Origin of the sequence: Aporhodopirellula rubra, from assembly GCF_014192335.1 — a bacterium.
In the GTDB taxonomy this organism is placed as follows: Bacteria; Planctomycetota; Planctomycetia; order Pirellulales; family Pirellulaceae; genus Rhodopirellula; species Rhodopirellula rubra.
Genome location: NZ_JACHXU010000016.1, coordinates 42174 through 65694 on the forward strand (window position 1 = coordinate 42174; position 23521 = coordinate 65694).

Annotated in this window: 18 protein-coding genes; 10 read left to right on the forward strand and 8 right to left on the reverse strand. The window is 54.1% G+C overall.

What is annotated here, in order from left to right:
• Complete coding sequence (locus FHS27_RS20190) at positions 1–663, reverse strand: sigma-70 family RNA polymerase sigma factor (RefSeq protein ID WP_184306661.1); 663 nt, start codon at positions 661–663, stop codon at positions 1–3.
• 473 nt (positions 664–1136) lie between these two features.
• Between FHS27_RS20190 and FHS27_RS20195 the strand changes: the two genes are divergently transcribed.
• The 8 genes from FHS27_RS20195 (at position 1137) to FHS27_RS20230 (ending at position 10441) form a co-directional block, all read left to right on the forward strand.
• Positions 1137–2063, forward strand: a complete 927-nt coding sequence (locus tag FHS27_RS20195) for a DUF1559 domain-containing protein (RefSeq protein ID WP_184306662.1) — start codon at positions 1137–1139, stop codon at positions 2061–2063.
• Positions 2064–2137: 74 nt separating this feature from the next.
• Positions 2138–2521, forward strand: a complete 384-nt coding sequence (locus FHS27_RS20200; protein WP_184306663.1) for a BlaI/MecI/CopY family transcriptional regulator — start codon at positions 2138–2140, stop codon at positions 2519–2521.
• Entirely contained in the window at positions 2521–3672 is a 1152-nt protein-coding gene (locus tag FHS27_RS20205) for a M56 family metallopeptidase (RefSeq protein WP_184306664.1), read from the forward strand. Before FHS27_RS20200 ends, FHS27_RS20205 begins: the two co-directional genes overlap by 1 nt.
• A gap of 174 nt (positions 3673–3846) precedes the next feature.
• Positions 3847–6366: a glycosyltransferase gene (locus FHS27_RS20210; protein WP_184306665.1), complete on the forward strand. Its 2520-nt coding sequence runs from the start codon at positions 3847–3849 to the stop codon at positions 6364–6366.
• The gene (locus FHS27_RS20215; protein WP_184306666.1) at positions 6363–6542 is read left to right on the forward strand and encodes a hypothetical protein; all 180 of its coding nucleotides are present in this window, start codon (positions 6363–6365) and stop codon (positions 6540–6542) included. Before FHS27_RS20210 ends, FHS27_RS20215 begins: the two co-directional genes overlap by 4 nt.
• A complete protein-coding gene (locus tag FHS27_RS20220) occupies positions 6536–7729 on the forward strand; it encodes an LptF/LptG family permease (RefSeq protein ID WP_184306667.1) in 1194 nt (397 codons plus the stop codon). Before FHS27_RS20215 ends, FHS27_RS20220 begins: the two co-directional genes overlap by 7 nt.
• A 6-nt stretch (positions 7730–7735) precedes the next feature.
• On the forward strand, positions 7736–9481 hold the full coding sequence (locus tag FHS27_RS20225) for an ArnT family glycosyltransferase (protein ID WP_184306668.1): 1746 nt from the start codon (positions 7736–7738) through the stop codon (positions 9479–9481).
• The gene (locus FHS27_RS20230; RefSeq protein ID WP_184306669.1) at positions 9482–10441 is read left to right on the forward strand and encodes a DUF1207 domain-containing protein; all 960 of its coding nucleotides are present in this window, start codon (positions 9482–9484) and stop codon (positions 10439–10441) included. It begins immediately after the preceding gene.
• 153 nt (positions 10442–10594) lie between these two features.
• Here FHS27_RS20230 and FHS27_RS20235 read toward each other — a convergent pair whose 3' ends face one another.
• The 3 genes from FHS27_RS20235 to FHS27_RS20245 all read right to left on the reverse strand — a co-directional run bounded on the left by FHS27_RS20235 (position 10595) and on the right by FHS27_RS20245 (position 15915).
• Positions 10595–12064, reverse strand: a complete 1470-nt coding sequence (locus FHS27_RS20235; protein ID WP_184306670.1) for a DUF1501 domain-containing protein — start codon at positions 12062–12064, stop codon at positions 10595–10597.
• Positions 12065–12136: 72 nt separating this feature from the next.
• Complete coding sequence (locus FHS27_RS20240) at positions 12137–15121, reverse strand: PSD1 and planctomycete cytochrome C domain-containing protein (RefSeq protein WP_246420353.1); 2985 nt, start codon at positions 15119–15121, stop codon at positions 12137–12139.
• 233 nt (positions 15122–15354) lie between these two features.
• Entirely contained in the window at positions 15355–15915 is a 561-nt protein-coding gene (locus FHS27_RS20245; protein ID WP_184306671.1) for a hypothetical protein, read from the reverse strand.
• Between the two features lie 440 nt (positions 15916–16355).
• Between FHS27_RS20245 and FHS27_RS20250 the strand changes: the two genes are divergently transcribed.
• Positions 16356–18293 (forward strand): autotransporter family protein, encoded by a 1938-nt coding sequence (locus FHS27_RS20250; protein WP_246420355.1) that lies wholly within the window; start codon positions 16356–16358, stop codon positions 18291–18293.
• A 318-nt stretch (positions 18294–18611) separates the two neighbouring features.
• Entirely contained in the window at positions 18612–19796 is a 1185-nt protein-coding gene (locus tag FHS27_RS20255; protein WP_184306672.1) for an alpha/beta hydrolase fold domain-containing protein, read from the forward strand.
• 41 nt (positions 19797–19837) lie between these two features.
• Here the strand turns inward: FHS27_RS20255 and FHS27_RS20260 are convergent, their stop codons facing one another.
• From FHS27_RS20260 to FHS27_RS20275, 4 genes are read right to left on the reverse strand one after another with little or no spacing between them, the layout of a single operon-like run.
• A complete protein-coding gene (locus FHS27_RS20260) occupies positions 19838–20632 on the reverse strand; it encodes a hypothetical protein (RefSeq protein ID WP_184306673.1) in 795 nt (264 codons plus the stop codon).
• Positions 20629–21564, reverse strand: a complete 936-nt coding sequence (locus tag FHS27_RS20265; protein ID WP_184306674.1) for an ABC transporter ATP-binding protein — start codon at positions 21562–21564, stop codon at positions 20629–20631. Before FHS27_RS20265 ends, FHS27_RS20260 begins: the two co-directional genes overlap by 4 nt.
• A gap of 3 nt (positions 21565–21567) precedes the next feature.
• Complete coding sequence (locus tag FHS27_RS20270; RefSeq protein ID WP_315854636.1) at positions 21568–22560, reverse strand: ABC transporter permease subunit; 993 nt, start codon at positions 22558–22560, stop codon at positions 21568–21570.
• The gene (locus tag FHS27_RS20275; RefSeq protein ID WP_184306675.1) at positions 22547–23515 is read right to left on the reverse strand and encodes an ABC transporter ATP-binding protein; all 969 of its coding nucleotides are present in this window, start codon (positions 23513–23515) and stop codon (positions 22547–22549) included. Before FHS27_RS20275 ends, FHS27_RS20270 begins: the two co-directional genes overlap by 14 nt.
• Between the last annotated feature and the right edge of the window lie 6 nt (positions 23516–23521).

Consider the following 23521-nt stretch of genomic DNA (forward strand, 5'->3'; position numbering starts at 1 on the left):
TTACTTTGGCACCTCGTTGAGTGTGGCGGTTGCCGCGGGTGTTTTGTGTGGGTGGTTTTGTGTCGCGGTCGATTCGGCTTGGAACTTGACGCAGTCCACAAGGGCATTTCGCGCCCGGTGCAATGCTTGGCCGATCGCATTAGGCTTTCGACCGGTCGATTCCGCCAAGTCGGTTAGCGAGTGACCACGCAAGTAAAATCCTTCGACGAGATCGCGTTGATGATCGGGCAAGCTCTGCAAGCAGCGATCCAGTCGTTCCCAATTCGATTGCTGTCGACGCTGAGCAAGTCGCTCTCGATAGCGTCGTTCAATCACGTCGTGCAAACGATCGTCCACCAACGCTTCCGCTTTCGTGGCAGCTTGTTTGCGAGTGTGATTTCGAAAATGGTTCCGAGCGATCTGGCACAGCCATGCGGCAAAATCTGTTCCCGGTTGAAAAGATTCTTGCTTTTCCAGTGCCGTCACGTTGGCCGCCTGAAGGGTGTCTTGCGCAGCATGCACCGAACCCGTCAGCCTGACTAAATAGCCGAGCACCGGGCGTTGTGCTTGTTCGAGCAGATCTTCAAATGAAAAACGTGAATTTGCCAATCGCCAATGCCTCTCTATGGAAAGAATGTCGAGTGATGCTTCGGTTTTACTCGAAATCCATTCTTTTTGTGACACTTTGCAATCAGGCCTAAGATCCCAAAAGCCGCAGCCGATTTTTTCCCATCCTAAATCGAAACCCGCCTGCGACCGACGAAGTCGCGAATTTCACGCACGAAACGAGTGGCAAGGAACCTGTATGCCTGAGTAACCCGGCTCACCGGAATCACGTGTTCTCGTCACGAGGATTCAGTGAAATGAAATTTGAAATAGCCAAAACGGCACACTCTGCGGGGTGAGTCTTGGCGGCGTTCGGTGTTGCCAAAAGGCACGGCTTACCGAAAGAAGGTCGACAGCTGCTTTGGCGATGGGGCAATCTGAAAGTGCAGTGCGGCGGGTTTTGGTTTTGACGCACAAACCTGCCACCTTCCTTCCGGGAAATCCAGCGGAATGAGGAGACAGAGACTCATATAGGGCGAACCGGGATTGCCAAAATACTAAACTATTCGTATTTTAATCGTATTCATCCCACACGGACGTGGTTATCTCACATGAAACTTCTGACCCAAATTCACTACCGCGACAACGCTGCCCCTTGTTCTCGAGACGCATTCACTGTGCTCGAGTTACTCGTGGCCGTCTCGATCATCGGTATTTTGGCGGCGTTGTTGTTGCCCGCGATCGGGGCAACTCGCGAGGCCGCCCGCCGCGTGCAATGCACCAATCATTTGCGTGAAATCGGGCTGGCGATGCACAACCACCACGCCGCCAGAAATCAATTGCCCGTCGGATGGACCTTCGACCCGAGCGGCACCTCCGCGTACGGGTGGGCCGTCTCGCTGCTACCCTACCTCGAAGAGAATGCGTTGGGGGGGCAAATCAATGTGAGATTGCCTCTCGACGACCCAAGGCACGATCTCGCTCGTTCGACTTCGCTGCCATCGTTTCTTTGCCCCTCCGACATCACCGAACCCCACTTCACGCTTTTTCACGGCGATGATGACGATGATGAATCTCCTTCATCGTCCATCCGTTTAGGTGACGCCGATGAATCGATGGCGATCATTCAATTACCAACAGCCAACTACGTCGGCATTTTTGGAACAATCGAGGCCGATGATGACATTCCCGCTCCGACCGGCGACGGTGCGTTTATTGAAAACCGTGCAGTCCGTTTTCGTGATTTCCAACGCGGGTTATCCAATACGATCATCGTGGGCGAACGAACGATGGCTCTCGTGCCATCAACTTGGATCGGCGTGAACCTCGCCGGCGAAGATGCGGCAGCACGACTGGTCGGCTCAGCACTCGAGGGCATCAACAATCCACTCGCAGACGAGTGCGAACATTCGAGTCGCCACCCCGGCGGAGCTAATTTCCTGTGGGGTGATGGCCACGTCTCGTTTATTACCGAAGACATTGACCTGAATGAATACCACTGCTTGGCAAAGTTACGTGCAATCGGATCTGAAGGGTAAGCACGTTCGAATTCATTTCCTCTGCACATCCCGTCACCCTTCGACTTCAATTTCCTACCCGCAGCGTTTTCAACATGGCACGAACCAAAAAGCTTTTCGAGTTAACTAAATGCGAAGCCGAGGTCATGGACGTTGTCTGGGACAAAGGTAGCGTTACCGTGAACGATGTTGTCGACACGATCGACCGCGAACTCGCCTACACGACGGTACTGACCACGATGAAGATTCTCGAAGACAAAAAAATTGTCAAACGCGGGAAGAAAATCGGTCGTGCCTTCACCTACACGGCAAAAGTGTCGCGAGATGAAGTGCGTCATGGGATGCTCAAATCATTGGCCGATCAGTTATTCGGTGGCTCGACGAGATCGCTCGTCCTCAGTCTATTGCAATCCGATGCAGTCACGGCGGACGATATCGAAGCGGTTAAGAAAGCCGCCTCCAAGCTAGAGAATTCATAATGGATCCGCGATTCACATTTGAAGTCGGCAGCACCCTCTGCCTGCAAATCACGGCCATCATCGCGACGACATTCATACTGCAACGCTGGATCGCCGATGCCCGTTGGGGATGTCGGCTTTGGACCACCTGCTTCCTGTGCATCATCGGCGTGGTCATCGCCGCATTATTGCTGCCTCATCGGCGTCTGTTCCATTTCCCGAGCGGAATCACGCACGAAACTACGCTCGGTATCATTGTTTGGGAGAGCCGCGCTGCAACCGTACTCTTCTTCGTTTGGGCACTCGGCGTTGCATGGTCGATGCTGAAAACATTGGTGCGATGCCTCTGTCTTCTGCGATTTCTAAAATACGAATGTGATCCGGTCGATTCGAAAACACAATTGCCTGCACTCGCACGGACTCCCTCGGCAACGACAAGCTGTGCCCACGGCTCGACTACCGAGACAACTCATCCAACTATCGCCCTGATCGATCACGTTGCGATCTTAACGTCGCCAAATATCCAGGGGCCGTTCTGTTGGCAACTACACCAACCGGTAATCGTACTACCAACGTCTTTGCTCAAAGAAGACGATTTAACGCTACGACATATTTTACTGCACGAACTTGAACACTTACGAACCCAGCACCCGATGCAACACTTTCTACAAGGTGTTTGTTCGACGCTGTTCTGGTTCCATCCGTTGGTTTGGTCTGCTTCGCGAGACGCCGAGTTAACTCGCGAATACCTGTGCGACGAGGTTGCGGCGAAGTCGATCGGCAAATTTGGTGCTTACCTGCGCACGCTGGCCAAAGTGGCGGAGCGGTGTGGAAATACGTCTTGCGACAAAGTCCCCAGCGGAACGCTCGCGTTTGGAAACCGCCCCAGCGCGCTGATTCGCCGCAGCAACCGCTTGGTCAAGCTAGCCCAGGGACAGCAACCCACACCCGTTTGGCGACCGATCGTAGCGACCACAACGTTGCTGTTGTGCGCCGGATTGGTCCAACAAGTATGGTTGCCGACCAACGCGATGGCATCTCAGCGAAGTGACTGGTCCCCATGGCCAAAATGGACGGCGAAAGCGTTGCATCATGTCGACGTCCACGTTCGTGATTTCGAACTGTTCGAGGATCGTGTGCAACTGCACGATCTCATCTACAAAGACGATTGAAACGTCCACGGTGGTGCATCACATCGGTGAATGACCTCGCGAAATTGAAATCACGACGTCTTCCCACCACGAACTACTAAAACCTTACGAGTTGGCATTGATGCCTGAGATTGGAATTCGTAAGGTCTTCGCAACCCAGTATTACTAAAACCACCGTAGTTAAGGAGTGCATGGATGCACCTTGCCGAACCCGCTCAATCACGCAACGTCGACGACACCGAAGTTCATTCGACGGTGCGCGGTACGCCAACGATCTCGCTAGTTTTGCCGGCATACAACGAGGCTGCCGTCATTGCCGACGCGGTCTCCGAAGCTAACACCGCCTTATCGCAGATCACGGACGTTTACGAAATCATCGTTGTCGACGATGGCAGCATCGACGAAACGTCGGCCATTGTGAACGAACTCGCGTCTGCCAACGAACACGTTCAATTGATACGACACTCACCGAACCGGGGATACGGTGCAGCGATTCGCTCGGGGTTCGCAGCAGCCAAGCATGAACTGGTCGTCTTTACTGATGCGGATTGTCAATTCGACTTAACGGAACTGGATCGCTTCGTGCTGTTGTCCAATCGCTACGACATCGTTTGCGGATACCGGATCGATCGCAAGGACACACCGCTGCGGTGTCTCTACTCGAAAGTCTACAACTTGTTGGTTCGAGCGTTACTGGGCACCCGCGTTCGTGATGTCGACTGTGCGTTGAAGATGTTTCACCGTGACGCAGCGAAAAAGCTGCGGATTACGGGCAATGGTTTTCTCGTCAATTCCGAGATACTGACCCAGGCAAGGCAATCTCATCTGAGCGTCGTCGAAGTCGGTGTTTCACACCGACCTCGGTTGCAAGGTGAAAGCACCGTGTCGGTATCACACATCCCTAAAGTATTGACATCGTTGCTGCGATACTGGTGGAACGAGGTGCAGTTCCCAGATTCCCAACCGAGCCGGCAACAAGTCACGCAGCCCACTGAGACTCGCTCGCTACTGGGATTCGCACATGACCGATGGTTACAGTTCGGTTTGGTACTGATCGCCGCCGTGTTCATGCTGACAAATCTCGGCTACCCGTTGATCGATCGCGATGAAACTCGCTACGCCGAGATTCCACGTGAAATGATTGCGACCAGCAACTGGATTTTGCCGCAGCTAAATTTCACGACCTACTATGACAAACCTCCAATGTTGTACTGGCTGTGTGCGATTAGCTTCAAAGTGTTCGGCATTGGTGAATCATCCGCTCGCCTCGTTCCAGCGTTCGCAGCAATCTTCACATTGGTGTCAACAATGTTCTTTGGTTCTCGAATTTTCGATCGTCGCATCGGATTGCTCGCCGGAGTGATTCTTTTGCTATCGGCCGGATTCGCGTTCACGAGTCGATATCTACTACTCGATGGGGTGCTGTCTCTATTTGTTTCTCTGTCACTATTTTCCGCCTATGAAGCTCTCAGAGATCCAAAACTGGTTGAGAAAACGCAAGGACATCGTGATGTGCACTGGGGTTGGTGGATCGCGTCGGGCGTCTGCATCGGATTAGCATTCCTCACGAAGGGACCGATCGCGGTGGTACTTTGGCTACCGCCGGTATTGGCGATAACGTGGTTGTCGGACACCACGGCAAAACCTCGTTGGTGGCACTATGGAATTTTGGGCAGTGTGGCCGTCGTGATCGCGGCACCGTGGTTCGTCCTCGTGCACCTACAAGACCAGTCGTTCTTGTTCAACTTTTTCTACAAACACAACATCGCTCGATTCGCTGGCGAATTTCACGCGAGGCCATTTTGGTACTTCGTTCCCGTATTGCTGCTCGCGGGACATCCTTGGTCGTTCTTGACGATCCCGTATGCAAAGTTCCTGTTCGGGCGGGACGACGCGTCTCGACGCCAACGCACGCCCGCGATCGGGTTCTTAGTGCTCTGGAGTGGTTGGTGCTTCCTGTTCTTCTCAATTTCGAGTTGCAAGTTACCAACGTATCTGTTGCCGGCTGCACCCGCACTGGCACTGATGCTCGGACACTATCTCAACGAAGTCCTTCGCGACACGACGAATTCGCCACAGTACTTTTTCGCTCGGTTCTGGTCCGCTCGAACAGCAACGGCCACAACATGCTTCGCCGGTGTGGCGTTTGTGCTCTTCGTCATGCAAACGACCGGCGAAGCAACGGCAGCGTTGTTCGGATGGGCGATGCTGTGGGCGACCTTGTTGATGACCTCCCTCTTGTTAATGGCCGATCGATATCACGCGTCAATCGCATGGGGAACATCTACCGGCGTCGCGGCGTTGCTGGCCGTGATGACGATGCATCAAATACTGCCGGCCTACAGTCGCTCGCAAACCGTCGTCGGCGACACATCGCCACTGGCCGAACAGTTGACCGCAGACACGCGGTTACAGATCGCGACGATCAATCATGAGTTTTCAGAAATCCCGTTCTATCTCGATCGCAACGACATTCGCAATTTCGCGGATGTCGAGGATCCCAAACTCGGTGAGTTTGTAGCGAAATCCGGAACAGCGATCTTAATCGTGGACGATCGAATTGCTCCACAGGACGTGCTACGTCAACTGCCCAAGAGGTCCAAACTGATTGAGGTCGGACACCGGGGTTCAGCTCGCTTGTATCACGCCACGCGTGTGACAGGATCAACTCGGATCGCAATGGTCTCCGACGCATCCAAAGGCAGTCATCAATGAGGTGGTTGTTCCGCCTCGTTTTGAAACAGTCGACGCGAGTTCGCGAAACCGATCACTGCGTTCATAGTGACCTGATTCGCATTCGCCAACTGGCCGACATGCTGGATCAACTTGAAGATGCCCGAGATATCCGAACTGAACACATCGATTCTCTTCGTGAGAAATTGAAATGTTGACGAAACTCCAACGCCTGATCGCGCGAGACATGTTGGTCGTCTTTGTCGTATCGTTGTTTGTCATCACGATGTTGGTGATGTTCATCGGTGTCGCACGGGAAGCGATCAACCAAGGCTTGGGGATCATGGGAGTCGTACGGTTAATCCCATTTTCAATTCCAAACGCACTTTCCCTTGCGGTGCCTGGGACCGCTCTCTTCAGCGTGTGCAGTGTCTACGGCCGGATGTCTGCGGACAACGAATTCGTGACGATGCAGTCCGTCGGAATTTCTCTTTTCCCATCAATGGTTCCGGCAATTGTACTGATGACGGGTTTGAGTATCGCGACAGTGGGACTGATCAATCTGGCGTTCACATGGGGATTCCACGGCGTTCGAAGTGTCGTCCTTTCCTCAGTCGAAACGATTGCCTACACGCAATTGGAGCGAGAGCGAAGCTTTCAACACGCCAATTTTTCCATCTCCGTTCGAGACGTTCGGGGCCGAGATTTGATTGAACCTCGAATCAAAATTCGGCGGACAGGAGCGGCCCCCATCCATATTACCGCTCGCACCGCACAGCTCGCTTATCGAAGCGATGACGACAGCCTGCAACTCACCATTTCTGATGGTCGAGCCGAGGTCGGTGGAACGGCATCCTTTGCATTCCCGGACACCTTCGTGCATTCCATTCCGCTCGGGCTAGAACCCAACCTGGACCTGTTAACCGCTCACCCTTCGCACATGGCAATGGGTGATTTGCCGACCGCATCATCGCGGCAAACCGACGACATTCGGCGCCGTGAAAACGCCTTGGCGGTTCACACCGGTTTCAGCATTTTAACTTCACGAACGGATGACATCGGCAAACCGTGCGCCGTCGCGAGGCTAGCCGACATCGCGCAGAGTCGTCAACGATGCCATCGGCTGGACACAGAAATGCATCGCAGGTGGGCCAGTGGCTTTACCTGTCTCGCGATGTCTTTGGTTGGCATCCCGCTCGCTATTCGCATGAAAGCAGCCGACACGATGACCAGCTTCGGTGTCGTATTCCTGCCGACCGTATTGATCTACTACCCCATCTTCGCCCTGACATTGGACATGGCCAAAGACGGTCGCATTGCGCCGCAGGGTGTTTGGATCACAAATCTTCTCTTTGTCGTCGTCAGCATCATGATGATGCGCAATCTCATTTACAAGCCAGCCTGAATTCCGATGTTTGTCCCTTACAAAACGCAACTTCGTCGATCGTGGAAAACTCATTTTCCCGCTCGCACGCAACTCGCCGTCTCCGTCACCACCGAGTGGAATTATCGGCAACATCTGTTTGCATGGGCGACGTTGTTATTGACGACGCTAGTGGTGTTGCTTCCCAATTTATCCTACCCGCTCATTGAGCCCGACGAGACTCGATACGCACAGATTGCGATCGAGATGAACACGTCACACGAATGGGTGACGCCGACGTTGGATGGGTTACCTTATCTTGATAAACCGCCACTGCTGTATTGGCTGACGGCGGCGACGTTCCAGATATTGGGAGTTAACGAAACGGCTGCCCGATTGCCTTCGATGCTCGCCGCACTCGCCACTATCCTGCTGACGTTCGGCTGGGGTGCACGTATCGTCGGCCAACGTCCAGCTTGGTTAGCCGCCATCACGCTGACGTTGTCAGGCGGTTTCATTTTGGCTGGTCGGTTCTTGATTCTGGACTCGTTGTTGACGTTGTTCACCACCGCATCTCTGCTGTCAGGCTACATCGCGGTTCGCGGCCAGTGCCACCGTCCGACGTGGTGGATGGTGGCCGGCATTGCCTGCGCCCTCGGCGTGCTTACGAAAGGTCCAGTTGCGTTCGTTTTGTGCGCACCACCGCTCGTCGTCAGCGGGTGGCTGCGAGCCGATGAAAGCCGGACGCGAGTATGGCACTGGATCGCGTTCGTTCTGCCCATGGTTGTATTTTGCGTTCCCTGGTATGCCGCCGTAGCGAAGTTCAACCCGCACTTCGTCGACTACTTTTTCTGGGAACATAACTTCCAACGGTTCATGCGAGGGTCCAACCACGAACAACCGCTCTGGTTCTACATTCCGATCGTTTTCGCCGCGATGTTTCCGTCATCCTTGTTACTGCCCTCCGTAGGAGTCTTTTTAGCAAGCCGGGCAGATCGAATACGGTCGCTCCGTTCCGAAGATGTTGGCTTCTTATGCTGCGCTGCGATATGGGCACTAGCGTTCTTCTCCGCTGCCAGTTGTAAGTTACCTACCTACATTCTGCCCGTGATACCTCTGCTCTGTTTGATAATGGGTGTGATGTTGGACCAGACCGTCTTTCGGCTTGGTGCAACGGATCGAATCACGAACTACCTGCGTCCATTTCCGCAGCGAGCCAACTTGATCATGACCGCATGTGGATTGGTCTCCGTCAGCATCGACATCTGGATTGGCAACCGTCTATCAGTCGCTAGTATTGCGGCGTCGACAGGGTGCGTACTCGTACTGGCGACTACGACATGGCGATGGAATGGCGAAGCTGCCTTTGGGAGAACTGCGTGGGCGACAACGGCGGCCATTTCCACCTGTGTTCTGCTATTCGTGTCATCCGCGCTACTGCCAACGATTTCGACTGAGCGGTCTGCATTCGTTGAAATTCAACGTGTGGCCGATGCGACTCCGGACGCGTGGATCGTCTTCTTTGGTGAAAAACCACATGGATCTGCCTTTCACCTTTCGAACTACCGAACAACATTTTTTCCGAAAGAGCTTGAAGAGGAGTTTGTCGTTTTCGTCGAACGGTTAGAAGACTTGATACTGGTAACCGACGACGAGCGGATCGTCCAGACGCGACAACGCTTGGCAGGAACACACCTGCTAACGGAATCACCCAACCACGAACATGTCTATCGCGCGTCGCGAGTTCAGCATCCTGTCGCGGAAGTCGCTCGTGTCGATACGGTGAATCGTTAGATGCCGAATTACTTCGTCGTTGCGGCATGGCTGCTCGTCCTGCTTCCTCCGTCGGTAATGTTATCGACGGTCGCGGCAGACGACGGCTTTTCGATGCACGAAATCGAAATGATCGAGCAGTCCCAATTTCGCGAGGCCGTGACTGGCGACCTAGCAAAATTTGCGTCACACGCTCGCGAATCCTCGACCTCATCGACCGACGATGAGTGGCATTTGTTGCCCGACGGTTTACTGTGGCGTTCTTATCTAGCCGCCCCGCAAGAACCACGCATCTCGACGGTTATTTTCAGTGATAATAACGATGGAGTCTTTTGGGACGCCACACTCGGCGGACGCGTCGGCCTACTGCGTTATGGAACTGCGGGTGCAGTGCGTCCGAGCGGTTGGCAATGGGACATCGAGGGCGCCGTCATGACACGTTTGGATTTGTTACATGCCGAAGATGTTGAGTCGATGGATTATCGTTTCGGATCGGAGATCACCGCTGCCGAAGGGCTTTGGGAAATGAAGCTCGGCTACTTTCACATCAGTTCACACGTCGGTGACGAATATTTGGTTCGCAACCCAACTTTCACACGAATCAACTACGTGACCGAGTCATGGATAGTGGGCGGAAGCTATCACCCCTCCGATGACATGCGATTGTACGGTGAATTCGTCAACTCCTTTCACGCCGCCGGTGGTGCCAAACGATACCAATTTCAAACAGGGGCGGAGTACACAGCGGTTGCAAAATCCCTCGACCTAGGAGCGCCTTTCGCAGCCGTTAATTTGAACTTCCGCGAAGCCGTCGACTACGACGTGGCCGTGACCCTGCAAATTGGTTGGTCATTCCAAGGTCCTGTTTCGGGACGGCGACTTCGACTGGGTGCGCAGTACAGCGATGGCCCAACAAATCAATTTTCCTTTTTCACACGCCGCGAATCGCATTTAGGACTGGGTGTTTGGTTCGACTACTGAATTCATCCTCGACTCCGCAATGTCGACCATAAGACACCTTAGGCGATCCCCGAATTTTGGCGTAGAATTCCTGCCTACCGCCGCGATGTTTAAGAATGGATCACGTCAAAATCGAACTTCGCCGGCGTGAACCAAACAAAGCTCTCGCCCTTCTCAGACAAGAAGATCGTGAATGATTTGTGCTTTGTTAGACGGGCCGATGAGACGTTGGTTCAATCCCTGGCTAAGGAAGCTCAAACGATAGGGATCCAGTCCCATCGCGTGCAGCACCGTGGCTTGGAAATCCTTAACCTCCACCGGATTCTCAGCGACTTTGAATCCGAGTTCATCGGTAGCCCCGTAGGCGATCCCTCGTTTGAAACCACCGCCTGCGACCCAAACGCTGAAACAATCGGGATGATGGTCACGCCCCAGGAACTTCATCGTGCCGTTGCGGGCTTCGACCATCGGAGTTCGACCGAACTCGCCGCCAAAGATAACGAGCGTATCGTCTAACAACCCTCGTTGCTTCAGATCCGTCAACAAAGCCCCAATCGGCTTGTCCGCCTGCGTGCACTTCATCGGAAACTGAGTCTCCATGTCATCGTATTTCGCCGTGCCGTGGATATCCCATCCCCAATCGAACAACTGCACAAATCGCACTCCCTGTTCGACTAATCGTCGCGCTAGCAAACAATTATTGGCGAAAGAGGCTTTCCCTGGCTCGGCTCCGTAGGATTCCAACGTGGCTTTGGATTCGCGATTGATATCCATGACCTCCGGAACGGTCGTCTGCATTCGAAACGCCAGTTCGTATTGCTCGATTCGAGTCAGCGTTTCAGGATCGCGGAACACTTCATGCTCCTGACGATTCAATTCGTTGAGCGCATCCAAACTCGCCCGTCGAACGTCACTGGACATCCCATCGGGGTTGCTAACGAAAAGGATCGGATCACCTTCGCTGCGACACTGAACGCCTTGAAAGACGCTAGGTAAAACACCGTTACCCCACAAACTCTTCCCGCCCGAAGGCATGTTGCCACCCGATACCATGACGATGAACCCCGGCAAGTTATCGCTTTCACTTCCCAGGCCATATGTCGCCCACGATCCGAACGAAGAACCACCAAACTGAGCCGACCCCGTATGCAACAACAACTGTGCCGGAGCGTGGTTGAACTGATCGGTGTGCATCGACCGGATCAAGCATAAGTCGTCGGCATGTTCTCCGATGTGAGGAATCTTTTCACCCAGCAGCATGCCCGACTTTCCGTATCGTTTGAACGGATAGACGGGACCGAGCAATTTGGGTTTCCCTTTGATGAACGCAAACATTTTGCCATCGATCAACTCATCAGGACAAGGCTCGAGATGGTGCTTCTGCAGTTCGGGTTTGAAGTCAAACAGTTCGTGCTGCGGTGGCGAACCAGCCATGTGCAAATAGATGACATGCTTGGCCGGCTTGGCGTATTTCCCACTAAAACCAGAACTGTCGCTCGATGCTGGTGCGGTCGTTGAATCCAACAACCCTGCACCGATCGCCCCCAATCCGACGGAGCAATTTGCCAAAAAATGCCGCCGCGTTTGCAGACGGGCGGAGGCCAAACGCAATTCGGATTCCGGAGTAAGGCGGTTGGGATTCATGGTGAATTCGCAAAAACAGCTGGTTATAAAATCTGGAATGACACGGCGAGATCGCGGGACGATTTCGTCAGATCAATTGTTCAAGACACCGTCGAGATTCAAAATGACGTTGGCGACGACGGTCATCGATGCCTGACGTACGAGTTCGTTCTTTTGCTCTTGGCTGAGCGTTTTGACATCAACGGATTGTCCCGCAAACTCAGCCGCATCAGAAAGATTTTCCCGATAACGCTGTTGGCACTGCAAGTGAAGCTCCGCCAACACGTTGACCTGTTCCTCCGGTGCTTCGTCGATAAAGAGTGCATGACAAAGTCCAAAGCCGATCATTTCGTTCAGATCGGTTTGCTCCGATTTGCTGACGTCGCCCGAGTCTTTGGCGTTCACCGCTTCGGACGCGTGGTCCCACATCTGTTTCGCCAGTCCACGCGCGGCTTCGATGAACGTCACATCGTTGAGCGTCATGAACGATTGCAACGGAGTATTCGTTCGCAAACGCCGCAGACTACACACGTCGCGACTGGACATATCAAAGGTCTCGAACAGCGGGTGCGGGGCACTGCGTTTGAGATACGTATAAATGGCACGCCGATAACGGTCCTCTCCCGCGCTTTCCTGCCACGTCATTCCGCCTGTGAACGCGTTGACAACTCGTTTGATTGGGCTCGGTGGATAGACGGGCGGACCGAACAGTTTGTCAGACATCAAATCCGCAATCGATAACGCTTGATCGCGAACCACTTCCGCTTGCAATCGGATTCGTGGCCCACGCGACAAAAGTCGGTTTCGCGGATCGACTTCGAGCGCCCGAGCGCTCGCGATCTGAGACTGCTGATACGCCTGCGACATGACGATCGTCTTGAGTAATCTTCGCACGTCCCAGTCTTCCTCTTGAAACCGAACCGCGAGGAAATCGAGCAGTTGCGGATGCGAGGGCGGTGTGCCTTGGGTCCCGAAATCTTCTTCGGTTTCGACCAAACCGACACCGATCACCCGAGCCCAAAAGCGATTCACCGCCACGCGCGCGGTCAGCGGATTGGATTCGTCAAAAACCCATTTCGCCAGCCCGAGACGGTTGTCTTCGTATTCGTCGGCTTCCGACACGAAGGCTTCCGGCAATTTTGCAGAAACCTTGTCACCATGGCTGAGATAGTTCCCACCCAACATCACAAAGGTTTCGCGTTTTTTGTCGATAGGTTTCTCTTCCATTACGGGGACACGAACCCGTTCAGCAGCGATCGCTTCCCACTTGCGCAGTTCAATTCGATCGGCATCCAAGTCGCCATTTCGGTACCGCTCCGCCGCGTTTTCCACATCCGTGGTTGAGATACGAAAACACCCTATGTTGAGCCGGACCCACGGTGAATCATGGCGAAGCGAGACGGTAAAGCGTGTGGCGGTTGCTCCGTCGAGCGGTTCGGCGAGTTCGAAGATTGCCTCGTGATGCCCGGTGTACCCGGTCACGGGATGACGCACCGCCCATCCCTGATTACGCAAACCGCTTTCCACATGCTCTGCAATCGCGGTGCGTGGATGGTGATTGGGTTGATGAAAGTCGGCTTCCGCGTCTTTGAAAGGAACTTTCTCGTCAGCGCCGTCCTGATGCTTCGTCAGCCAAATTTGTGACAGGATAAATCCGCCATCACCGCTGCGGCCCACTTTCGCGTCATGCTTGAGGTGAGGGATGGCTTCCAATCGAATCGCGCGAACGGATTGCCCCGGCGGCAGTTCAAACGTCACCTCATACGTCTCGTAGGAAGGGTTCTTTCCCGTGGCGAGAATACTACCGTCGTCAAATTGCTCGAGCGTTGAACCCGCCTCGCCTTTCATTTCGTTCGGTTGACGCAGCGTCCAAACAATCGGTTGAGAGGCAACGGCGTCACGTAGAGCGGGCAACTTCGTTTCGAGCGTTTTGGCGAGTTCCAAATCACGACGTGGCGGAACGGGCAGTTTGGGATGTTCGTCACGCCGATCGGCATCGAGGCTTTGATTGAAATAATCGAGCAACTGGTAATACTCGACATGACTGATCGGGTCGTATTTGTGCGAGTGACATTCGGCGCAGCGGATGGTAATCCCCATCCACGTATTGAGTGTCGTGCTCAGTCGGTCTTTGATCGCGACGGTGCGAAACTCTTCGTCGTTGGTACCACCTTCATTGTTGGACAATGTATTGCGATGAAATGCGGTGGCGAGTTTCTGGTCAACGGTGGCGTCGGGCAAAAGATCACCCGCGATCATTTCGATGGACATCTCTTTGTAGGACTTGTTTTCCAATATCGAAGCAATCAGCCAATCTCGCCACGGCCACATGTCTCGATGCTCGTCACCGGAATAGCCAACCGTGTCCGCGTATCGGGCAAGGTCCAACCACATTGCAGCCCAGTGTTCCGCGAAGGCCGGTGTTTGCATCAACTGGTCCGCCAAGTCGGCGAATCGTTCTGCCGTTAGATCGGAAAGGTATTGCCGGATCACCGATTGAATCGGTTGCGGGTGGGCAACCGGTGGCAATCCCGTCAAGTCGAGCGACAATCGCCGAACGAGTGCGTGTGGTTCCGCCCGGTCATTTCGGGTGAGCCCTACGTCAGCGAGTTTTTGATCGATCCAGTAGTCCACGACACGGTGGTCTTGAGTCCGAATCTCGCTAGGAACGTCGGCAATCTTGGGAGCAATGAACGACCAGTGGGCTTCGTAGTCAGCCCCCTGTTGGATCCACATGCGAAGCGTTTCCGCATCCGCCGTCGATAACCGTTCGGCATGATCCGATGGAGGCATTCGCATGTCGTCATCGTCCGTCAAAATGCGAACCATGATCTCACTGGCGTCGGGATCGCCAGGCGTAACGGCGGCGTATCCACCAAAGTCTTCGGTTGCCCCCTCGAACGTGTCCAGACGCAGATCGGCTTGGCGGTCGTCTTCGTCAGGACCGTGACAGGCAATGCAGTGACGCGACAGAATCGGTCGCACCTGTTCGTTGAAGTTGATGTCTTCGGCATCCGACACTGCAGTGCCGAACAAACCTACCAGGACTGCTAAGTAACAACTCAGTCGTTGTTGCATCGATGTTTATCCGCCTAGAATCCGTTTACTGAACGAGAGCGTAAGAGCGGAAATTGTACTTGAGGGCGTCTTTGGAATCTTGCATCCAGTTAACAGCGTTGTGTAAAAACAGAGCCCCGACATGGCCAGCTTCCCAACGCATTGAACATCACACCACGCCTTCTATAGAGATCGCATTCGAGCGAAAAACGGGCGGCATCAGCACAGGTTGCGTTTCATAACACGCGGATTGATTAGAGCATGGGGCCGACGGAGTCGAGAAAGTCATCTGTTTGAGGTGAATTGATCAAACTCGGTGAACCTTCCGCAATGATTTGGTAGAGGCGTTGCCCGTCAAAGAGTACACGGCGTCGAATCAGCAGGTCCTTCCCGTCCCGGGTTCGACTGCCGGAAATCCGAAAAACAAAGTCCTTGCCTTTGGCACCGTTTTGCGTCATCGACTTCGTGCTGGTCGGTTGACCGAAGGCTATGGTGAATTGCTCGTCCGCTTGATTCACCAATGACGCCCCGTATTGGTCGAGCAGTTCCTTATCATCCAATGTGATCGGAATCGGCACACGCACACGGACTTCGAATTTCCCACCAACGAGTTCAACCGTCGAGCGATATTCGGTGTCCAACAATGTCTTGCCAGAAATCGTCTGGTTGGTGACGCCGGCCGGCATCAAGGCATCGAACCTCGCCGTCTGATTCGTGAACGCTCGCAACTTCGGCCCCTCGGCTGACGCAGAAGTTCCCGCGAACAGCGACGATGCCAAAATGACTAACGAGAGTGCGGAGATTAAACGTTTCATCGCTCGTGCTCATTCTTGAATGTTGGAAGTGTTCAAAAGGTCGCGGGCTCAACGCCCACTATTCCATCAATCAAGATTTCGCATCACCAGCGGTCAACTTTTTGCAGCATTTGCTGACTGAGAACCGTGTCCGAACGAAACGTTGCAGAACGCAATCGACTTAGGCTCTTGGTTTGCCACGCCCATCTCGCCCACTGTCGACGTTTGCGTAGAAGAAGTCGGTTGCCTCACGTTGCCAAACAAATCCAACGTCGATCGCTCCTGACGAGACAATGAAAACACCGCCAACTCGTGAGTTTCCCACGTTGTCAAAGTATGCGGCTCGTAACGAATGTTGCATCCCCGACCATGCGACACGCTCAAAATGAGCTCCACGGGGTACCATCAGATCCCACAAGAGGCCGATAAGTCCTTTCACCACTACCTAAGGAATCATCGGCATGAAGAGCACTACACGTCAAATCAGTCTCCGAAAAAGCATCAACCGTCGCGATCTCCATCGCAAGGCACTTCGGTCGGTGCTGGCAGCACTCGTCGTTACATGCAGTTATGGGGTCTCCATGGCTGCGGACATCGAAGTGACCAACCTCAACAATTCCGGCGCGGGTTCTCTTCGGGAAGCGATTGAAAACGCGGCCGCAGGTGACCGCATCGTGTTCGATGTCCCCGGCGGCGGCACAATCACACTTGCGTCCGATTTACCCGATATCACCGATAATCTTTCGTTCACTAACACAAACGTCGTCCCCATCATCATTGACCGTGACGTTCACGGCCCGCTTTCGATTACCGGTGGCGTCGTCAACTTCGGCGAACTTCAAGTGATCGATACGGGGACAGACATTCAGTTATCTCCCGCGGCCACGTTGATTGGCGACGGAGAGCAATTGACGGCCGATATCGCGGTCAGCGGAACCATTGCACCGGGAAGCAGTGAAGCCGCCGGGGTAATTGGCGATTTGATTATTGTCGGTCAATTAGATGCCACTGACTCAACGATCGAAGTCGATATCATGGGCGGTGCCCCGGCGTCGAACGACCTGATCGATGTTACCGGGGAAGCGATCGTTACCGACGCGACGCTCGCACCGAATTTTGTCGGCTCCGATTATTCGGCAGGTGATTCCTTCACGGTCATCACCGCGTCAACGAGTGTGACAGGTACCCTCGCCAATTCGACAGATGAGTTTCAGCTGCCATCGAATCCGTTTCTGGAAGCCTTGATCAACGCAGCAAGCGGCAACGATATTGTGATTGAACTCCGGGACAACGGACTCACGTTCGCGGAAGTGCTTGAAGGCTGTAACCAGATCGCAACGGCGGCCGAATTGGACCGGCTAACAGGAGTTGGAACTGTTGACCAAGTCGCAGTGATCACCGCTTTACGCAACGGTTCGGGCGAGAACGTGGAAGGCGCCGTCGGCCAATTGTCGGGTACGATCTATCCATCGCTGGTCGATGGAGAAATCAATCAGATTCAAAACAACTTACACGCGATACGTGACCGAGTGCTACTACAACGAGACGACATGCTCACGAGTGGACGTTGGACGCCATGGGTTCGCGGCTTTGGAATGTCACTCAACACGAACGTCGATGATTGCCTGACAGAAGGTTATCGCCAAGAAGTCGGCGGCGTGGAAATCGGCACCGGAATTTTGACCTCATCTGGGTTGGGAATGCATGGTTTCGCTCAATTTGGATCCGCGAATACGACAATACGCGGTGTCGATCAAGATGCCGAATCAAGCTCGTACCGCTTCGGCGGCTCCGTCCAATACCTTGGCGAACTTGCGTATGTCATGGCAATGGGCGGCTTCGGCTTTCAAGACCATGAGGTTGAACGATCGATGTCGGCATTCACGACAGGTGCGTTTGCGGAAAGCGAGATTGATGGAAACGATCAATTCGTATCGGTAGAATTGGGCACGGCACATTCCGTCGCAAACACTCTGTGGCTGTCGTTCGTCTCATTACAAGGAATCCGTGTCGAGCTCGATCCGGTGGAAGAATCGGGCCCATCTGATTTCGATCTTTTGGTGTGTGGGTTAGAAGACGATTCGTTACGAAGCATGATCGGATTATCACTCGCGCAGACCAACGGAACCGCGCTCGGTCCCGCGACGACTCAGGTTCGTCTTGGATGGTTGCATGAATTCCTTGACCAACAACGCACCGCTCAAACCGCGATCGAAGGGGGAACGCCCGAATTTTACGATCTGCGAAGCACCGAAGCAGGCCGCGATTGGCTTTCGGTCGGCGCCCAATTGGACTGGGGCTTTTTCTTGGGCGGGCAGTTCACCCTGGCATATCAAGGCAATCTCAACACCCAATCCGCGTTTCAAAGCGGTCTGATTGGAACCCGCTGGCACTGGTGAGATCGCACCGACTGACGATGCTGAGAGATTTCTGACCATCGGAAATTCTCCCCCTAGTTGTCCCGCGTCTGCGTTTCGGACTTACGTCCGCTCGAATGGACATTGAGTCCACCTGCATTGATATCCTGTATAAAATCGGGGGTATCGATATTGGACGACAACGTCCCGCGATGCCCCCTTCTTGCATGTGCTCGTACGCATGGTGCAGATTCCCCGAACCTTTTGGCTGGCTCCGGGGTTTGATGGGTGGCCGGCGGGGGGCGTTACGGTGTTGGACTTGCGTCAAACAGGGGCGAACTTAGTGGAGAGGGAACCATCATGCGGCGGTTGAACACATTCTGTATTTTCTCGTTGATCGGCGTCTTATCGGCCAGTTCCGTGGCTGCTCAGCGAAGCGTTGATCGGATTCGGCGTTGGGATAAGAACAACGATCAATCGCTGTCTCTCGAAGAATTTCCGGAGCAGTTTCGCAATCGTTTTGACACCCTGGACACTGACCATGATGGGAATGTCACTCAAGCAGAATTCGATGCGTTTGAGCAGTCTCGTCGAAATCGAACGGAACGCCCTGAAAACACTGAGGCTCGACGTGCCACAAAAGTTTCGCGGCCGAAACCGACACACGCAAATGTTGCGTACGGAGATCACGAAAAACAGAAATTCGATCTCTGGCTAGCCGAATCCAATAACAGCGAACCGACTCCGCTGGTGATCTACATTCACGGCGGTGGGTTTCGAGGAGGTGACAAATCAGCGGGCAACCAACCGATCGGTCAGTATCTCGATCAAGGCATTTCGTTCGCATCGATCAACTATCGGCTCAGCGACGTCGGTCCGTACCCGATCATGATGCATGATGCAGCACGATGCCTGCAAACGATTCGCTCTCGCGCAGAACAATGGAACCTCGATGCTGATCGCATCGCCTGCTACGGCGGATCGGCAGGAGCCGGTATTTCTCTGTGGCTCGCTTTCCATGATGACTTGGCTAAACCGGGCAGTGACGATCCGGTCGCTCGGCAGTCGACTCGTATTGTCGCCGCTGGAACAACAGGCGGGCAATCGACCTACGACATGCGAACGTTCCGTGAATGGTTCGGAATCCCGGACTTGCCACCTCATCCGGCGATCTTCGCGTTCTATGGCATCGAAGATGATTCCGACTGGGAAACCGAACGCGTCAAAAAACTAATGGTCGATGCGTCACCGATTAACCATCTCACTGATGACGATCCCCCCGTGTTCATGGTTTACGGCAGTGGCAATATCCCCGTTACCGTTGACTCGAATCCCGGTTTGTGGGTCCACCATGCACTGTTGGGGATCAAGCTGAAGGAAGCGATGGACGAACTCGGCATCGAATGCAGCGTCACGTGGAATGGGAACCCCAGCAAACGCTATGAAGACATCCACGCCTTCCTGGTTGAAAAAGTCCGAGGCGAACGCGAGCACCAACCTCAAAAGCGAGAACCGAGCGCAAGCACTCGGCCAACAGCACGGTAACGAGGCCTAGCGACATCGGCTACGTCTTTTATAGAAAGGCACTAGCCTTCTTGTTGCGTAGGGTATTCGGCGTACTCGACGCGGTAGAGTGCGAACCCCAGGGCGATGATTGTTAATGCGCTGAGGGCCATGAGATGGGTAGAGACCGGCTCGCTGCCAAAGATGTTTTCCGCATTCGAACGAACGTTTTCCCAACCCATCCAATTCGCGAGTAGCCCACGAAGTCGGTAGTTGATCGTGAATTTGTTGACGAGAGCGGGAACAAACGACAAACCGTATTCAACGATCATGGTGTAGAGCACCGCACTGACCATGGTTCGTCGATAGAACAGCACGCCGATCAACAGAAAGATGGCAGCGTGGGCGAGACAAGACAACACCGCGAGCACGCTCATCACGCACCACATTCGCAGCATGACATCGGTGCCGATCAACCATACGCAGACTGCGGTGGAAACGAGCGACGCGGAAAGCGTCCAGACGACCGCCGTCAGGTACTTTCCGAAGAGAACCATTCGCCTGCCCGATCGACGCAGTGCCAGATACACCCATGTTTGGCCTTCGATTTCGGTGCTGATCGCGGGTGTCGCCCAAAGCAGAAGCCCTAGCAAACACGTCACCTCCGGCACCAAAAAATACAGCGTGAAACCGAACGGTTCGATAAATTCGGCAGGATCAAACTTGTTCGCTGAGGAAGCCAGAGCAATGCCTCGCATCGTCGCGATGATCGCCACCGGAAACGCGACAAGCGCGAACCACATCGCGATACGTCCCATCGTGAACGATCGACGCAATTCGAATTGCATCACATCCCATGGCATGGTCAGACGATTCATGACGTCTCTCCTCGGTGACGACGAAGAATCGATTCAAAAACCGCTTCGATGTTTCCATCGGGCGTCTGCAATTGATCAATCGCCAAGTTGTCATCACGTATCCAGGACGCGATCCTTCCATAAAACTCCGCTGGCTCTCGCAACGAAACCCTGAGTTCGTTTTTGCCATGATTGAGTTGCAACGCGTCAACCCAATCGACGTCCGCCAAGCGGTGAATCAATTTTGCGGCATCCCGACCTTTGATGAAAACCTCTTGTGGCGTGTCCGTCAAAATCGATTCGATTTCTTGTGCGGTTCCCGACGCGAGAATCCTGCCGCCGTGCAATAGCAGGAAAGAGGCCGTCACGGATTCAATCTCTTGCAAAACATGGCTTGCAAAGATCAACCCACGGCCTGATCGAGTCCATTGCTTCAAGAGTTGTGTCATGTCATTGCGACCAACAGGATCCAACCCGTTGTAAGGTTCATCGAGAATCAGCAGTTCCGGTTGGTGAGCGATCGCCTGAGCAATCTTGGTTCGCTGACGCATGCCTAACGAATAGGTTCCCATCGGACGATGCATGGCGGATGTCATGCCAACGGTTTCCAACGCTTCTTCGGCCAGTGACTTACACTCCCGTCGCGAAATTCCGTGCAGGCGGACCTGATACCGAACCCACTCCAGTGCCGAGACGTTGGGGTACAACACGTCCGAGGCGGGGCACAAACCGATACGACGAAGCAATCGACGATCACTCGTGGGTGTTGTCCCGAGTACCTGAAGGCTGCCTAACGTTGGACGAAAATGGCCGATCAACAAATTGATCAACGTCGTTTTCCCGGAACCGTTCGGACCGATCAGCCCGTATGCGCCGCGGGGGATGCGCAGCGTCAGGTCGTTCACGCCGACGACGTTGCCATACATCTTCGAAACATGATTCAATTCAATCATCGCTCAAACACTCAGCCTCGCGATGATACGCCTGCGGACCACCCAGAATGAAATCGCCGTCACGGCCACCAGAACCAACATCGCAGGAAAGACACTCGCCGCCGATGTGTCCAAACCGAATACCCACGACTGAACTTTTCCCAACGTGTGATAGGGCGAAAGCAATCGCCAACGATCGAAGTCGAAGTTGATATTTTCCCAACCGCGCCGACCTCGTGGTGGACGCATGGATCCGGAAGCCATCACCGCGGAGGCGGACGTTAACACTTGATAGGCGACAAACCCCATCGCCCACGTCGTGAACCAAGCGAACGTCGCGTACCGACTCTCAACCGTTAACGACGAATAGGCGACCGCCAATGAGGTCGTTGGAATCATCAGGACTGCCGATGCGGCTAATATTCGCAGCGGAATGTCCCAGGTTTGCGTCACCACCGAGAAATCAGGTGACAACAAAACGCCTAACAAATAAAGTAAAAACGCCGGCAGGGTTGCAATCATCGACAGCAGAAACCAGATAACCGCAGACTTTCCAAGAATGTACTGCGACGGCGAAAGCGGACGCGAAAAGTACATCAGATAAGCCTTCGTTCGCAGATCGTACGAAATCAGCATCGGTGCGATTAATCCGATCAAGATCACCATCGCAAAGAGTTGTGGGTAGCGAAAGAACGCCAAAATCAGCGTCGACCAAACCTGATGCCGGGCTGCGTCATGATCGTCGATGATTTGGCTGGCGAGCTCTGGTTGATTGAGAGGCCCCGCAGCCATGCGAACGATGACCCGCTGCAAATCGGGCTCGGTCGACGAATACTCAAACGCAAACAGTCCAAATGCGGGAAAGACGATGGGCAGCCACGCAAGCATCAACATCGTACGCAGCCACCGCCTGCGTAAAACCAACGAAATTCCGCTGCGGGCGACAACCCAGGGGCGAAGCAAGGTCGCCATGCGATCACCCTGCCAACCGCGGTAGCCCAGATCATGAATCGGCACGAGAATCCCCTTGTGCGATGCTTGGCGGGGCAAGTGTTTTCCCGGCGGCAACATCCATGAAAATTTGTTCGAGTGAGTTCACCGCCGGCTCGAAACTGCGAATCGCGGTATTCGACGACGCCGCCATCTGCCACAACACCCCGGCATGCTCGGGATCAACGCCCTCGAAACGCAGCGCATTCGTTTCGGCATCGTGTCGAACCACGTGCCCGGCTTCTTGAATGAGCCGAATCAGTTCACTGGGATCTCCCACGGTCTTCAGGTGCATGGTCGGTTCGATCGGTCGACTCAGCGATTCCAGCGTGTCGGTAACGCGAACCGTTCCGTCGACGAGGATCACGACATGATCACAGACAGTCTGGACGTCCGGCAAAATATGTGTCGACAAGATCACCGACTTCCCGTGCTCGGTTGCCAGATGACGAATCCGGTGCAACATCGCGAGACGCTGATCAGGATCCAGCCCCGTGGTGGGTTCATCCAAAATCAAGAGCGGCGGATCATGAACGAGTGCCTGCGCGAACTTGAGTTTCTGTCGCATGCCCGTTGAATAGGATTCGACCTCACGGTACCGCTCTTCACCGAACCCACAGTAATCCATCATCTCGTGCGAGCGTCGCAAGCCTTCGCGTCCAGACAGTCCTGATAATCGAGCCATGAGCGTGACGGATTCGATTCCAAGTAGACCTGCAACGTAGCAATCGTCCTCAGGAAGATAACCGATGTGGTCGCGAATGAGCCGCGCGTCCAGAGGCCAACGATAATCAAGCACACGCCCTTGGCCCGATTGCACACGAAGCAATCCCAGCAACGACTTAATCAACGTGCTTTTTCCCGAGCCATTTGGCCCCAAAAGTCCGGTGACGCCCGAAGGGATTCGCAACGAAACGTTTCGGAGCGCATCGATTGCTCCGTATCGTTTACTGACCGATTCGATTTCGACAATTGTGCTCAATCGTTC

Excerpts from the sequence above, each read along its gene's own strand:
- FHS27_RS20255 (WP_184306672.1), top strand. The coding sequence starts at position 18,612 with ATGCGGCGGTTGAACACATTCTGTATTTTCTCGTTGATCGGCGTCTTA.
- FHS27_RS20210 (WP_184306665.1), top strand. The coding sequence starts at position 3,847 with ATGCACCTTGCCGAACCCGCTCAATCACGCAACGTCGACGACACCGAA.
- FHS27_RS20265 (WP_184306674.1), bottom strand. The coding sequence starts at position 21,564 with ATGATTGAATTGAATCATGTTTCGAAGATGTATGGCAACGTCGTCGGC.
- FHS27_RS20235 (WP_184306670.1), bottom strand. The coding sequence starts at position 12,064 with ATGAATCCCAACCGCCTTACTCCGGAATCCGAATTGCGTTTGGCCTCC.
- FHS27_RS20195 (WP_184306662.1), top strand. The coding sequence starts at position 1,137 with ATGAAACTTCTGACCCAAATTCACTACCGCGACAACGCTGCCCCTTGT.
- FHS27_RS20245 (WP_184306671.1), bottom strand. The coding sequence starts at position 15,915 with ATGAAACGTTTAATCTCCGCACTCTCGTTAGTCATTTTGGCATCGTCG.
- FHS27_RS20225 (WP_184306668.1), top strand. The coding sequence starts at position 7,736 with ATGTTTGTCCCTTACAAAACGCAACTTCGTCGATCGTGGAAAACTCAT.
- FHS27_RS20215 (WP_184306666.1), top strand. The coding sequence starts at position 6,363 with ATGAGGTGGTTGTTCCGCCTCGTTTTGAAACAGTCGACGCGAGTTCGC.
- FHS27_RS20220 (WP_184306667.1), top strand. The coding sequence starts at position 6,536 with ATGTTGACGAAACTCCAACGCCTGATCGCGCGAGACATGTTGGTCGTC.
- FHS27_RS20230 (WP_184306669.1), top strand. The coding sequence starts at position 9,482 with ATGCCGAATTACTTCGTCGTTGCGGCATGGCTGCTCGTCCTGCTTCCT.
- FHS27_RS20240 (WP_246420353.1), bottom strand. The coding sequence starts at position 15,121 with ATGCAACAACGACTGAGTTGTTACTTAGCAGTCCTGGTAGGTTTGTTC.
- FHS27_RS20200 (WP_184306663.1), top strand. The coding sequence starts at position 2,138 with ATGGCACGAACCAAAAAGCTTTTCGAGTTAACTAAATGCGAAGCCGAG.
- FHS27_RS20250 (WP_246420355.1), top strand. The coding sequence starts at position 16,356 with ATGAAGAGCACTACACGTCAAATCAGTCTCCGAAAAAGCATCAACCGT.
- FHS27_RS20260 (WP_184306673.1), bottom strand. The coding sequence starts at position 20,632 with ATGAATCGTCTGACCATGCCATGGGATGTGATGCAATTCGAATTGCGT.
- FHS27_RS20205 (WP_184306664.1), top strand. The coding sequence starts at position 2,521 with ATGGATCCGCGATTCACATTTGAAGTCGGCAGCACCCTCTGCCTGCAA.